The sequence below is a fragment of the Lentzea sokolovensis genome (assembly GCF_033949975.1).
GTDB classification, from domain to species: Bacteria; Actinomycetota; Actinomycetes; order Mycobacteriales; family Pseudonocardiaceae; genus Lentzea; species Lentzea sokolovensis.
Map to the genome: position 1 here is coordinate 1,081,591 of NZ_JAXAVU010000001.1, position 14,191 is coordinate 1,095,781.

The following is a 14,191-nucleotide window of genomic DNA, read 5'->3' on the forward strand; positions in this document are numbered from 1 at the left end:
GTGGTGCTCCTTGCTGCGGAAGAAGGTCAGGGAGTGCGCAGGCCGTCGAGCACGTCGAACAGCTCGTCGTCGGTCGCCGAGCCGAGGTCGTGGTTCTCTGGGGCTGGGAGCGCCGGGCCACCGGCGAGGCGGCTCAGCAGGGTTTCCAGCCGCAGGGCCAGTTCCGCGCGGGCGGAACCCTCGGCGATGCCGTCCACCAGTGCCGCTTCCAGCCGGTCGAGCTCCGCGAGGCCCGGTGCCCGGTCGCCCGGCAGGACCTCGGCGAGCACGTGCTCGGCGAGCGCCTGGGCGTTCGGGTGGTCGAAGACGAGCGTGGCGGGCAGCCGCAGACCGGTCGCGGTGGCGAGCCGGTTGCGGAGGTCGACCGCGGTGAGCGAGTCGAACCCGAGGTCCTGGAACGCCTGCGCCGGGTCGAGAGCGGCCGGTGAGGCGTGTCCGAGCACGGTCGCCGCGATGCCGCGGACGAGATCGAGCACGGTCCGCCGGCGTTCCGCGGTGCCCATCGCGGTCAGCCGTTCCCGCAGCGCTTCGAGGGTGCCGACCGCCGCGGCGTCGGCCTCGGCTTCCGCCGCGGCGAGCCTGCGGACGTCCTCGATCCCGTTCAGCAGCGGGCTCGGCCGGCCGGAGGTGAACGCGGCGGTGAACCGCGCCCAGTCGACGTCGGCGACCGCCACGAAGGTGTCGTCGAGGTCGAGCGCCCGCTGCATGCCGCGCATGCCGGCGGTGGGAGCCATCGGCGAGAGTCCGTGCCACTCCGGGTTGAGGTCCATCAGGTCCTCGACGACGACACCGTCGTCCAGCACGTGCAGTGCGTCCCAGACGCCCCATGCGATGGACGTCGCCGTGCGGCCGCCTGCCCTGCGTCGTTCGGCGAGAGCGTCCAGGTAGGCCGATCCCGCCGCGTAGGCGCCGTGATCACCACTGCCCCAGACCCCGGCGATCGACGAGAAGAGCACGAACGCGTCGAGGTCGCGGTCGGCGAACAGCTCGTCGAGGTGAGCCGCGCCCGCGACCTTGGCCGCGAGGACGTCGGCGAGTTCATCCACAGTGGACTCGGCGAGCGGGGTGAGCCGGATCAGCGCGGCGGCGTGCACCACCGAACGGATCGGCCCGTGCTCCGCCTCGACCTTCTCGACGAGCACCCGCACCGCGTCGCGGTCGGCGACGTCGCAGGCCGCGACGGTGACGCCGACCCCTGCCTCGGTGAGTTCGGCGGTCAGTGCGTCCATCCCGGCCGCCGCGGTGCCGCGACGGCTCGTCAGCACCAGGTGTTCGGCCCCGTCCTCGGCGAGCTTCCGCGCGATCACCGGACCGAGCGCGCCGGTCGCCCCGGTGACGAGGACGGTGCCACGCGGTCGCCACGGAGCCGGTGCGACGGCGGGCCGGGTGGCCCGGACCAGCCGCCTGCCGAAGGTTCCGTCGTCCCGCAACGCGACCTGGTCCTCGCCGCCCTGACCGGTCAGCACGGCGTGGCAGCGCCGCAACGCCTCCGCGCCGGGCTCCACCGGCAGGTCGACCAGTCCGCCCCAGCGGCGGGGCTGTTCCAGGCCGAGGACTCGGCCCATGCCCCAGGTCTGCGCCTGCACCGGGTCCGGCGGCAGGTCCGTCGCCCCGACGCTCACCGCGCCACTGGTCACGCACCACAGCGGCGCGGTGATCCCGGCCTCGGTCAAAGCCTGCGACAGCACGAGGCCGTCGACGAGTCCCGCCGTGACGCCAGGCCGGATTTCGGTCCGGTCCAGGGCGAGCAACGACACCACGCCGTCGAACTCCGTGTCGCCGAAACCGCTTCCTGGCCTCGTGGTCACGACCTCGCTGCCCTGCCGCGTGAACTCCGCGACCAGCTCCTCGGCGACCGGGTCCGCGCCCTGTGGGACGACGACGAGCCAGCGGCCCGGTTCGCCCGCCTCGGGTTCGGCGACGGCCTCCCAGTCGACGGTGTAGCGCATCGAGTCCACAGCGGACTCTTCCGCCCGATCAGCCCGCCACCGGGCCAACGCCGGCAGCACCGAGGCCACGGCTTCCTGGTCCGCGTCGAGCATCCCGGCCAGGTCGCCGTTCTCGACGGCGGCCCAGAACCCCGCGTCCTCCGGTGCCGCCGCCGCGGGCAGCTGGAAGTCGATCCAGAACCGCTGGTGCTGGAACGGGTACCGCGGCAGGTCGACCCTGCGGGCGCCGGTACCGGCGAAGACCTTCGCCCAGTCGACCGGCAGGCCGAGGACGTACAACTCGGCCGCCGACAGCAGGAACCGGTCGGCGCCACCGGCGTCGCGTCGCAGCGTGCCGCCGGTGACGACCGCGCGTTCGGCGCGGTCGGCGGTTTCGCTGATCGCCGTGGTGAGCACCGGGTGCGGGCTGCACTCGACGAACACGCCGTGCCCCGACTCGATCAGCGCCTGGGTGGCCTGCTCGAACTCCACGGTCTGGCGCAGGTTCCGGTACCAGTACCCGGCGTCGAGGGTGGTGGTGTCGATCGGCTGCCCCGTCACCGTCGAGTACAGCGGCACGCGACCGGCGACCGGTGCGACCGGGGCCAGCAGTGCGCGGACCTGGTCCTCGATCCGCTCGACGTGCGCGGAGTGCGACGCGTAGTCCACCGGAATCCGGCGGGCTCGCACCCGGTCGGCGACGCAGGCCTCGTAGAACCGGGTCAGCTCGGCGGCCCCGCCGGACACGACGACCGACTCCGGGCCGTTCACCGCGGCGACCGCGAGATCCGCGTAGTCAGCGAGCCGTGCGCGCACCGCGTCGGCGCCGAGCGCGACGGAGACCATCCCGCCCTGACCGGCGAGTTCCCGGATCGCCTGGCTGCGCAGGGCCACGACCCTGGCGCCGTCGTCGAGGGACAACGCCCCCGCGACGACCGCGGCGGCGATCTCGCCCTGGCTGTGCCCGAGCACCGCGTCGGGCCTGATCCCGAACGACTCCCAGACCGCGGCCAGCGAGACGAGGATCGCCCACAACACCGGCTGCACGACGTCGACCCGTTCGATCGGCTCGCGCTCCCGCACGACGTCGAGGACCGAGAAGTCCACATAGGACCGCAACGCGGCCGCGCACTCGGCCATCCGAGCGGCGAACACCGGTGACGAGTCGAGCAGGTCGGCAGCCATGCCCGTCCACTGGGAACCTTGACCGGGGAAGACGAACACGACCTTGCCGGGCGTACCGGCCACGCCCTCCGCGACACCGGGCCCGGCCAGCGCCTCCAGACGGGCGCGCAGCTCGGCGCCGTCCCGTCCGACGACGACCGCGCGGTGCGGGAACTCCGACCGCGTCGTCGCCAGCGAGAACCCGACGTCGACCGGGTTCAGACCATCCACCTGGGACAGAAGGGCGGCCTGATCCCGCACCGCCTCAGCCGTGCGAGCCGAGAGCACCCACGCGACGGCGGGCGGCGCGACCGGTTCGGCGACCGGCGCTCGTTCGGGAGCCTCCTCCAGGATCAGGTGGGCGTTGGTCCCGCTGACGCCGAACGACGAGACACCGGCGCGGCGAGGTTCCTCTCCGCGCGCCCACGGCCGTTGCTCGGTGAGCAGCTCGACCGCGCCCGCGGTCCAGTCGATGTGCGTCGAGCGTTCCTCGGCGTGCAGGGTGCGCGGCAGGACCTCGTGCCGCAGGGCCTGCACCATCTTGATCACGCCCGCGACACCGGACGCCGCCTGGGTGTGACCGATGTTCGACTTGACCGATCCCAGCCACAGCGGGGTGTCCCGGCCCTGGCCGTAGGTCGCCAGCAGCGCCTGCGCCTCGATCGGGTCGCCCAGCGACGTGCCGGTCCCGTGCGCTTCGACAGCGTCTACATCGGACGGTGCCAGACCGGCGGCCGCCAGGGCCGTGCGGACCACCCGTTGCTGCGACGGGCCGTTCGGCGCCGTCAGGCCGTTGGACGCGCCGTCGGAGTTGACCGCCGAGCCGCGGATGACCGCGAGCACCGGGTGCCCGTTGCGCTGGGCGTCGGAGAGCCGTTCCAGCACGACCATGCCGATGCCCTCCGCCATGCCCATCCCGTCCGCGGCGGCGGAGAACGCCTTGCAGCGCCCGTCCTTCGCGAGTCCGCGCTGGCGGCTGAACAGGACGAACGGAGCCGGGGACGCCATCACCGTCACGCCGCCGGCGAGCGCCAGTGACGACTCGCCGGTGCGCAGCGACTGCCCGGCCATGTGCAACGCGACCAGCGAGGACGAGCACGCCGTGTCGAGCGTGACGGCCGGGCCCTCGGTGCCGTAGACGTACGCCAGCCGTCCGGCGGTGACGCTCATCGACGTGCCGGTGAGCAGGTGCCCCTCGGTGCCCTCCGGCGGCTCGGCCAGCCCAGCACCGTAGGACGACGTGCTCGCGCCGACGAACACGCCGGTGCGGCTGCCACGCAACACCGCCGGGGTGATGCCGGCCGCCTCGAACGCCTCCCAGGACGTCTCCAGCAGCAGTCGCTGCTGGGGGTCCATCGCCAGCGCCTCCCGCGGGCTGATCCCGAAGAACGCCGCGTCGAAGTCGCCGACGCCGTCGAGGAAACCGCCTTCGCGGACGTAGGTCTTGCCGGGTGCGTCCGGATCGGGGTCGAAGAGCCCGTCGAGCTCCCAGCCGCGGTCGCCCGGGAACCGGCTGATCCCCTCGCCGCCCGATTCCAGCATCCGCCACAGGTCCTCCGGCGAGCGGACACCTCCGGGGAGCCGGCAGCTCATCCCGACGATCGCGATCGGCTCGTCCGAGTTCGCGACGGTGACGGTCTCCGACTGCGCCACCTCGCCACCGAGTTCGGCGGTGAGATGACGGGCCAGCCCCTCGGGACTGGGGTAGTCGAACACCAGGGTCGCGGGCAGCCGCAGCCCGGTGGCCGCCTGGAGGCGGTTGCGCAGCTCGATCGCCGTGACCGAGTCGAAGCCGAGGTCCCGGAACGCGCGTTCGGCGTCGACCTCCGCACCGGAGTCGTAACCGAGCACCGCCGCGACCTGGGCGCGCACAACGCCCAGCAGATCCTTCGCCCGTTCGGGAGCCGGAGCCTGCTCCGCGACGAGCCTGCGCACCTCGGGAATCTCGCGGAACAACGGGCTCGGCGTGCCGGACACGGCGACGACGCGGGCCCAGTCGATGTCGACGACCACCGCGCTGGTCTCACCGCGGTCGAGCACGCGCTGCAACGCCGAGATCGCCAGGTCCGGGTCCATCGCCGGGACGCCGCGGGAGAACATCCGCTCCTCGACGGCGCCGGTCGCCATTCCGCCCGCGGCCCAGTGCCCCCACACGACGGCGGTCGCGGGCAGGCCCTCGTCCCGGCGCCGGCGTGCGAGCGCGTCCACGAAAGCGTTGCCGGGGGCGTAGTTGCCCTGGCCCGCCGCGCCGAACATGCCACCGAACGACGAGAACAGCACGAATGCGGACAGGTCGAGGCCACGCGTCAGCTCGTGCAGGTTGACCGCGGCTTCGGCCTTGACCCGCAACACGTGCTCGACCTGGTCGAGCGTCAGGTCGCCGAGGAGGGCGTCGTCGAGTGCCGCCGCGGTGTGCACGACAGCGGTCAACGGCCACTCGGCCGCGATGTCGTCGAGCAGCGCGGCGAGCGCTTCCCGCTCCGCCAGGTCCACTGTGGACACGGTGACCTTGCTGCCCAGCTCCTCCAGCTCGGCGACGAGATCAGCCGCGCCGGGCGCGTCGAGCCCGCGCCGTCCGGTGAGGACGACGTGCTCGGCACCACCGCGGGCGAGCCACCGGGCGACGTGCGCGCCGAGTGCCCCGGTGCCTCCGGTGACCAGCACGGTTCCGGTAGGCCGCCAGGTGCTGGGAGCATCGTCCTCGGCCGCGTGGGCCAGCCTCCTGGCCAGCACACCGGTGGCGCGGACGGCGAGTTGGTCCTCCGCACCGGACCCGGCCAGCACAGCGCTCACCCGGTCGGCCGCGACGGCATCCGGGATGGGCGCGAGATCGATCAACCCGCCCCAGCGGTCGGGGTGTTCCTGCCCCACCACCGGGCCCAGGCCCCAGACCAGCGACTGTTCCGGATCGTCGACGGGGTCGGACGGTCCGGTGCTCAGCGCACCGCGGGTGGCCACCCAGAGGGGCGCGTCGATCCCGGCGTCACCGAGGGCCTGGACGAGCGTGATGGTCGCCGCGTGGGCCAGCGGCACCGCCGGGAACCGGGGGTGCCGGCCGCGGGCGCAGGCGAGCAGCGACAGGACACCTGCCGCTTCGTCCTGGGATGCCAGGTGGGCGGCGAGGGCGGCGCGGTCGGCGGACGGGTCGACGGTCAGGCGCACGACTTCGGCGCCGTTGGTGGACAACGACTGTTCAAGGACATCGGCCCAGTCCGCGCCGGCCGAGGACGCACCGAGCACATCGGCCGAGTCAGTGTGGCCCGGCGGAATCACCAGCAGCCAGCGACCGGTCAACGCCGCCGGCTCGGGGGTGTGCGCACGCCACGTGACCCGGTACCGCCAGCCATCCACAGTGGACTTCTCCCGCTGCCGCCGACGCCAGGACGAGAGCACCGGCAGCACCGTGCCCAGCGCTTCGGACTGCGTGCGGTCGGCACCCAGGTCGTCCGCCAGCGCGGCCAGGTCGTCGCGCTCCACCGCCGTCCAGAACCGCGCGCCGACCGGATCGGCCGAACCCAGCTGCGGCGCAAGGGGTTCGCTGGGCCAGAACCGGCGGTGACGGAACGGATAGGTCGGCAGCTCGACCCGAACGGCGCCGGTGCCGCGGAAGGCCGCGGTCCAGTCGACCGGCACACCGGCCACGAAGGCCTCCGCCAGCGACCGGGTGAGCCGATCGGCACCGCCGTCGTCGCGGCGCAGGGTGCCGGTCACCACGACCGCGCGGTCCGCCGCGTCGGCGGTCTCCTCGACGCCCGCGGCGAGCACGGGGTGGGCGCTGCACTCGACGAACGCCGTGTGCCCGCCCGCCACCAGACCGGCGACGGCGAGATCGAAGCGCACCGGCTCGCGCAGGTTGCGGTACCAGTAGCCCGCGTCCAGTTCCTTCGTGTCCAGCACGTCACCGGTCACCGCGGACACGAACGGGATCCGCCCGGCCAGGGGCTCGACACCGGCCAGCACCTCGGCCAGTTCGCCGGCCAGCAGTTCCACCTGAGCCGAGTGGGAGGCGTAGTCGACGGCGATCCGTCGCGCGCGGGCGTCCTGTGCGGCGGCCACGAGTTCGTCGAGAGCGCCGGACTCGCCGGAGACGACGACCGACGACGGCCCGTTGACCGCCGCCACCGAGATCCGGTCACCCCAGGGCGCGATCAGCTCACGCGCGCGGTCCGGCGTGACGGCCAGCGACACCATGCCGCCGGAACCCGACAGCCGGAGAATCGCCTTGCTCCGCAGCGCGACGACCCGAGCACCATCCTCCAGGGACAGTCCTCCGGCCACCACGGCGGCGGCGATCTCGCCCTGGGAATGACCCACCACCGCAGCAGGCTCGACACCGAAGGAACGCCACACCTCGGCGAGCGAGACCATCACGGCCCACAGCACCGGCTGCACGACGTCGACCCGCAGCAACGCGTCGGCGTCATCGAGAACGTCCAGCAGCTCCCAGTCCACAAAGGACGAGAGAGCGTCGGCACACTCCGCCATCCGCGCCGCGAACACCGGAGACGACCCCAGCAGTTCCCGGCCCATTCCGACCCACTGCGAACCCTGACCGGGGAACACGAACGCCACCCGCCGTCCGGGCCGGGCGATCCCGGTGACCACGTCGGCGGGAGCGCCACCGTCGGCGAACGCCCGCAAGGCCTCCGAGTGGTCGCCGAGGACGACCGCGCGGTGCTCGAACAGCGCACGAGTGCTGACCAGCGAGAACCCGACGTCCACCGGCTCACCGAACGGCAGCCGGGCCGCCTGGGCCCGCAGTGCGTCCTCGGTCCGTGCGGAGAGCACCCACGGCACCACCGCGGGCGCGGTCCGTTCCGCGGAGACCGCCGCGGTGACGGGAGCGGCTTCGAGGATCACGTGGGCGTTGGTGCCGCTGATGCCGAACGACGACACCGCCGCACGCCGCGGCCGCCCCGTTTCGGGCCACGCGACAGCGTCGGCCAGCAGCTCGATCGCACCGGACGACCAGTCGACGTGCGGTGTCCGCGTAGCAGCGTGCAGGGTGCGCGGCACGGTCTCGTTGCCGAGCGCCAGGACCATCTTCACGACGCCAGCGACCCCGGCCGCGGCCTGGGCGTGCCCGATGTTGGACTTCACCGAACCGAGCAGCAGCGGCCGTTCCCTGCCCTGCCCGTAGGTGGCGAGCAGCGCGTCCGCCTCAATGGGGTCACCCAGGGACGTGCCGGTGCCGTGCGCCTCCACGACGTCCACATCGGACGGTGCCAGGCCGGCGTTCGCCAGTGCGGCATGGATGACGCGCTGCTGCGACGGGCCGTTCGGGGCGGTGAGGCCGTTGGACGCGCCGTCCTGGTTCACCGCCGTGCCGCGGACGACCGCGAGCACCGGGTGGCCGAGCCGCCGCGCGTCGGACAGGCGCTCCACCAGCAGCATGCCGACGCCCTCGGACCAGCCGGCACCGTCGGCGTCGGCGGAGAACGCCTTGCAGCGGCCGTCTCGCGCGAGCCCGCGCTGCTGGGAGAACTCGACGAACGTGCCGGGCGTGGCCATCACGGTCGCGCCGCCCGCCAGCGCCATCGTGCACTCGCCCGACCGCAGCGACTGCACGGCGAGGTGCAGCGAGACCAGCGACGAAGAGCAGGCCGTGTCGACCGTGACGGCCGGGCCTTCCAGTCCGAGCGTGTAGGCGATCCGGCCGGAGGCGACGCTGCCGGAGTTGCCGACGCCGAGGAAACCTTCGACGTCGTCAGGTCCGCCGGACAGCCGTGCGCCGTAGTCGTGGTACATCAGGCCGGCGAACACCCCGGTGCGGCTGCCGCGCACGCTGGCCGGGTCGATTCCGGCGCGTTCGAACGCCTCCCACGCCGCTTCGAGCAGCAGGCGGTGCTGCGGGTCCATGGCCAGTGCCTCGCGCGGCGAGATGCCGAAGAAGGCCGGGTCGAAGTCGGCCGCGCCGTCGAGGAACCCGCCCGCGCGCACGTAGGTCTTGCCGGGCCGCGGCTGCGGGTCGAAGAGCGCGTCCACGTCCCAGCCGCGATCGGCGGGGAACTCGCTGATCGCGTCGCCGCCGTCGGCGAGCAGCCGCCAGAGGTCCTCCGGCGAGGCGACCCCGCCGGGGAACCGGCAGCTCATCCCGACGATGGCGATCGGTTCGGTCGAGGCCGCCGCGGTGACGACCTGCTGGAGCGCCGCGTCACCTCCGAGTTCGGCGCTCAGGAAAGCGACGAGTGCCGCCGGTGTCGGGTGGTCGAACACCAGCGCGGCGGGCAGGCGCAGCCCGGTCGCGGCCTGGAGGCGGTTGCGGAGGTCGACCGCGGTCAGCGAGTCGAATCCCAGGTCGCGGAACGCCACCGAAGTGTCCACAACGGACACATCCGCGTGGCCGAGCACCGTCGCGACGTGGGTGCGCACGATCTCGGTGAGCAGGCGGTCGCGCCCGGCGTCGTCGAGTCCCGCCAGCCGCGCCCGCAGGCCGTCGTCCGTCGCCGCCACGGCACGCGCCGGGACGATCTTGCGCAGCATCGGCGGCACCTGCTGGTCGCGCAGGGCGGCGACGTTCAGCTTCACCGGCACGAAGGTCGCGCCGTCCAGCGCGCGAGCGGTGTCGAACAGCGCGAGCCCCTGCTCGTCGGACAGCGGCGGGAACCCCGCGCGGGTCATCCGCCGCACGTCGAGGTCCGTCATGGCGCCGGTCATCCCGCCGCTGCGGGCCCAGAGCCCCCACGCGAGCGACTGCGCGTCGAGACCACGGGCACGCCGCCGGATCGCGAGGGCGTCGAGCACCGCGTTGGTGGCCGCGTAAGCGCTCTGGCCCGCGCTGCCGAACGTGCCGGTCGCCGACGAGAACAGCACGAACGTCGCGGCGTCCGTCAGCTCGTCCAGGGCGAGTGCGGCGTCGACCTTGACCCGCAGGACCTTCTCGAAGTCGTCGGCGGTCAGGGATTCCACGAGTCCATCCGCGAGGGCGCCAGCGGCGTGCACGACGGCGCTGATGTGTTCGCCCGCCAGGAGTGCGGTGACCTGGTCGCGGTCGGCGACGTCGCAACGGGCGACGCGGATGTCGGCGTCGAGTCCCTCCAGGTCGGGGTGCCCGGCACCGGTGCGGCTGGTCAGCAGCAGGTTGCGGGCGCCATACGTGGCAACAAGGTGCCGCGCCAGCAACGAACCGAGCGCGCCGGTGCCCCCGGTGATCAGGACGGTGCCGCTGACGTCGAACGCGGGTGCCGCGTCGGTCGGCTGGACGCGCACCAGTCGCGGCACGAGAACCTCGCCACCGCGCAGCGCGACCTCAGGCTCCTCGGCCAGGACGGCGATCAGCGGTGAAACGTCAGCGGTGTCGGTGTCGGCGAGCAGGAACCGGTCGGGGTGCTCGGCGCGGACCGACCGGATCAGCCCCCAGACAGCGGCCGCGGCCGGGTCCTCCCCCGTCGTTGCTCCCGAGGTGACGAACGCCAAACGGCCCTCGTCCTTCGCGAGATGCTCGCGGACGAGGTCGAGCGCGCGAGCCAGCACCGTGCGGACGCTGCCGCCGACATCGGCCGGATCGCCCGCGATGGGCGCGAGCACCAGGTCGTCATCGAGGTCCACGGTCACCGCGGCCGAAGGCACCTCGACGGGTGTCCACTCCAGACTGAACAGCGAGTCGGCGACGAGTTGCTGTGCCACCAACGGCCTGAGCACCAGCGACGAGACGGTGGCCACCGCGGCCCCGGACCCGTCCGCGACGTCGAGCGCCACCGCGTCCTCCCCGGCCGGCCGGATCCGCACGCGCGCCACAGCGGTGCCGCTCGCCCGAAGGACCGCGCCGGACCACGCGAACGGCATCAGCGCGCGATCTCCGCCTCCGAGTGCCGCGGCCTGCAGTGCCGCGTCGAGCAACGCCGGGTGCAGGCCGAACCGCGCGGCCTCCGGGGCGAGGTCCGCAGGAAGCGCGACCTCGGCGTAGATCTCCTCGCCGAGCCGCCAGGCCGCGCGCAGGCCGCGAAACGCCGGCCCATAAGCGAAACCCTGTGCCGCGAACCGGTCGTGCAGACCGTCGACGTCGACGGGTTCGGCACCGGCGGGCGGCCAGATCAGCAGATCCGCCGCCGCGGGCTCGGTGCCGCCGAGCACGCCGCTCGCGTGCCGGGTCCAGCTGTCGTCCGCGGCACGGCTGTGCACGGCGACCGCGCGCCGGCCGGTGCCGTCGGCAGCGCCGACCGACACCTGGACCTCGACGGTGCCGTCCTCCGGCAGCACCAGCGGCGCTTCCAGCACCAGGTCCTCCACGACCCGGCCGCCGGTCTCGCGCACCGCCCGCACCGCGAGTTCCAGCAACGCCGTGCCGGGCAGCACGACGGTGCCGCGCACGACGTGGTCGGCGAGCCACGGGTGTGACCTCGTGGACAACCGTCCGGTGAAGAGGTGGCCGTCGCCGTCGGCAAGGGCGACGACCTGGTCGAGCATCGGATGCCCGGCCGACCCGAGGCCGGCTTCGGCGCTGACCGCGGGCGCGTCGAGCCAGAAAGTCTCGCGCTGGAACGGATAGGTCGGCAGTTCCACGCCTGCCGGGTCGACGCCTTCGAACTCGGCGGAGAAGTCCACGGCCACGCCGAGGCTGAAGGCCGCGCCGATCGACGTGAGCAGCCGGGCCCGGCCACCTTCGCCGCGACGAAGGGTGCCGACGGTGTCCGCGGTCTCGTCGAGGCCGGTCGTGAGGACCGGATGCGGACTGCATTCCACGAACACCGGACGGTCCGGCAGCAACTGCCGCACGACCTCGTCGAACCGCACGGTCTCGCGCAGGTTCCGGTACCAGTAGCCGGCGTCCAGCCCGGCGGTGTCGAGCGGGTCACCGGTCACCGCCGAGTGGAACGGCACGGCACCGGTACGCGGGCGGATCGGCGCGAGCGCGGCGAGCAACTGCTCCTCAACGGCTTCGACGTGCCGGGAGTGCGAGGCGTAGTCGACGGCGATCCGCCTGGCCGGAAGGTCCTGCGCCAGCAGCTCGTCGAGCGCGGCGGCGTCACCGGAGACCACGACGGAGGACGGGCCGTTGACCGCGGCGATCGAGAGACTCTCACCCCACGGCGCGATCAACTCCTCGGCGCGTTCGACGGACGTCGTGAGCGACACCATGCCACCCTGGCCGGACAACGCGAGCAACGCCTTGCTGCGCAACGCGATCACGCGAGCACCGTCCTCAAGGGACAGCCCACCCGCGACGACAGCGGCGGCGATCTCGCCCTGGGAGTGGCCGATCACGGCGGCGGGCTCGACCCCGTACGAGCGCCAGACCTCGGCCAGCGACACCATCACCGCCCACAGCACGGGCTGCACGACGTCGACCCGCCGCAACGCGATCTCGTCGGACAGCGCGTCGAACAGGTCCCAGTCCACAAAGGACTTCAAGGCGCCCGAGCACTCGCGCATCCTGGCCGCGAACACCGGAGACGACTCCAGGAGTTCCCGGCCCATCCCGGCCCACTGCGAACCCTGACCGGGGAACACGAACACGGCCCGGCGCACACCGCGGGCGACGGCGGCACCGGTGCCCTGCTCGGCCAGCGCGGTCAGTCCTGCCCGCAGATCGCCGGCCACGACGGCCCGGTGCTCGAACAGCTGACGGGACTTGAGCAGCGCGGCCCCGGCCGCGGGAACATCCACCAGGGACAGCAGGTTGCGCGCCTGAGCCCGCAACGCCGGTTCGGAACGGGCCGAGAGCACCCACGGCACGACCGAATCCGCCTCGGAAACGGCGATCTCCGGCCGCGGCCGCGCTTCCAGGATCACGTGGGCGTTGGTCCCGCTGACACCGAACGACGACACACCCGCCCGGCGGGCAGCACCGGTCTCCGGCCACGCGACGGCGTCGGTCAGCAGCTCCACCGACCCCGCCGACCAGTCGACGTGCGGTGAGGGCGCGTCGACGTGCAGGGTCTTCGGCAGCACGCCGTGCCGCATCGCCTCGACCATCTTGATCACGCCACCCACACCGGCCGCAGCCTGCGTGTGACCGATGTTCGACTTCAACGATCCCAGCAGCAGCGGCCGTTCCCGGCCCTGCCCGTAGGCCGCCAGCAGGGCCTCGGCCTCGATCGGGTCACCCAGCGACGTGCCGGTGCCGTGCGCCTCGACGACGTCCACATCGGACGGTGCCAGGCCGGCGTTGGCCAGCGCCGCCCGGATCACCCGCTGCTGTGCCAGGCCGTTCGGCGCGGTCATGCCGTTGGAGGCGCCGTCCTGGTTGACCGCCGTGCCGCGGACCACGGCCAGGATCGGGTGGCCGAGGCGTTCGGCGTCGGAAAGCCGTTCCAGGAGCAGGACACCGACGCCCTCGGCCCAGCTCGTACCGTCGGCGGCGGCCGCGAACGCCTTGCAGCGCCCGTCCGGTGCCAGCGCCCGCTGCCGGCTGAACTCGACCAGCGCGGACGGCGTCGCCATCACCGACACACCCCCGGCGAGAGCGAGGGTGCAGTCGCCCTGGCGCAGTGCCTGTGCGGCGAGGTGCAGGGCGACCAGCGACGACGAACAGGCCGTGTCGATCGTGACCGCGGGCCCCTCCAGCCCGAACGTGTAGGCCACCCGGCCGGACGCCACGCTGCCCGCGCTGCCGTTGCCGAGCAGCCCCTCGAAGCCCTCCGGCACCCGGTACATGCGGCCCGCGTAGTCGTTGTACATCACGCCGGAGAACACGCCGGTCCTGCTGCCCCGCACCACGTCCAGGGTCAGCCCGGCCCGTTCGAACGCCTCGTACGACACCTCCAGCAGCAGCCGCTGCTGAGGGTCGATGGCGAGCGCGTCCCGCGGGCTGATGCCGAAGAACGCCGGGTCGAACTGGTCGGCGTCGTGCAGGAACCCGCCCTCACGCGTGTAGACCTTGCCCGGCTCGTCGGCGTCCGCGTCGTAGAGGCCGTCGAGGTCCCAGCCACGACGCGTCGGGAAGCCGCTGATGGCGTCGCCGCCGCGGGACACGAGGTCCCACAGCTGTTCCGGCGAACCGGCGCCACCGGGATAGCGGCAGCTCATCCCGATGATCGCGACGGGTTCCCCCGCCGCGGCCTCGAGCTGCCGGTTGACCTCCCGCAGCCGGTCGCTCTCCTTGAGCGACGCGCGCAGGGCTTCGACGATCTTGTCCGGGGTGGTGGCCATGGTGGGGT

General features: G+C 73.3%; 1 protein-coding gene. It reads right to left on the reverse strand.

What is annotated here, in order from left to right; all coding sequences use genetic code 11:
* Nucleotides 1-26 precede the first annotated feature (26 nt).
* Nucleotides 27-14,162, reverse strand: a complete 14,136-nt coding sequence (locus SK854_RS04395) for a type I polyketide synthase (protein WP_455032258.1) — start codon at nucleotides 14,160-14,162, stop codon at nucleotides 27-29.
* Between the last annotated feature and the right edge of the window lie 29 nt (nucleotides 14,163-14,191).